Annotated in this window: 1 pseudogene; it reads right to left on the bottom strand. The window is 66.4% G+C overall.

The features are described from left to right. A pseudogene (locus IE209_RS33610) lies at positions 1-1106 on the bottom strand (IS3 family transposase); the annotation flags it as partial.

Genomic DNA, 1106 nt, shown 5'->3' with positions numbered 1-1106 from the left:
GGTCGGTTACGGTGGCCTGCTGCCGCCTGAACTCCCGAGGCGAGCGCATTCTCAGCGACGAGTGCGGATGCACCTCGTTGAAGTGCCGGAAGGCCGCCGGCAGTTGCGCCAACACCGTGTGCGCGTCACGCAGGTCCATGCGGGCCACGTAGTCGCGCTTGAAGGTGTTCACGAAGCTCTCGGCCATGCCGTTGCTCTGCGGGCTACAGACGGGCGTGTTGATGGGCTTGAGGCCCAGCGCACGCGCCAGCGCCCTGGTGTCAGCTGCGATGTAGGCCCCACCGTTGTCGCTCAGGAACTCCAGTTCCTGGTCTGCCGGCACCGCCTCGACCGAACCGAAGCGACGCTCGACGGCTTCGATGAGCATCTCGCGTACCGGCTCCCCTGGCAGCCCCTTGCCCTCCCAGGCCCGCCAGGCCATCACCTCGCGGTCACAGCAATCCTTCATGAACGTGGCAGTCACGGTCTGGCCCGAGTCGCACTTGATTTCCAGGCCATCGGAGCACCAACGCAGGTCGCTGCGCGAGACCGCCACACGGCCCTCATGGGTGCGTGCGGACTGGCGCCGGCGTGGTGCTTTGGGCAGCAGGAGGTCGGCTGCCGCCATCACGCGATAGACGCGCTTGGCATTGACCTTCGGTGCACCCTGAGCAGCGCGCTGACGGTTGACCAAGGCACAGGCACGTCGATAGCCATAGCTGGGCAGCTGCGCAATTTCCTGGCGCAGCTCAGCAAGCAGCCCGGCATCGCCAGTGGATGTGCGGTGGCGACGACCATCGTTCCAGTCCTCCTCGCGCCCGAGCAGGTCGCGCACATGCGAGCGCGCCAGCCCCATCGTCCGGCAGACCGTTTTCACTGGTCGTCCCCGGGCAACAAGGGCGAGCGCGCAATCCACTTTTTTTCTGCGGCGTACTCCACGGCTTCCTTGAGGATTTCGTTCTCCATGGTCTTCTTGCCGAGCACGCGCTGCAGCTTGGCGATTTCCGCGCGGGCAGCCGCCAGCTCGGAGGCCGGCACAACTGCTTCGCCAGCCGACACCGCGGTCAACGCTCCCTGGCGTTCGAGCTTGCGCCACTGGAACAGCAGCCCTGCCGAGACGCCCTCCT

Origin of the sequence: Pseudorhodoferax aquiterrae (assembly GCF_014652235.1) — a bacterium.
GTDB lineage: Bacteria > Pseudomonadota > Gammaproteobacteria > Burkholderiales > Burkholderiaceae_C > Pseudorhodoferax > Pseudorhodoferax aquiterrae.
Note: the sequence above shows the minus strand (reverse complement) of the source record. Positions and strands in the feature narration are given on the sequence as shown.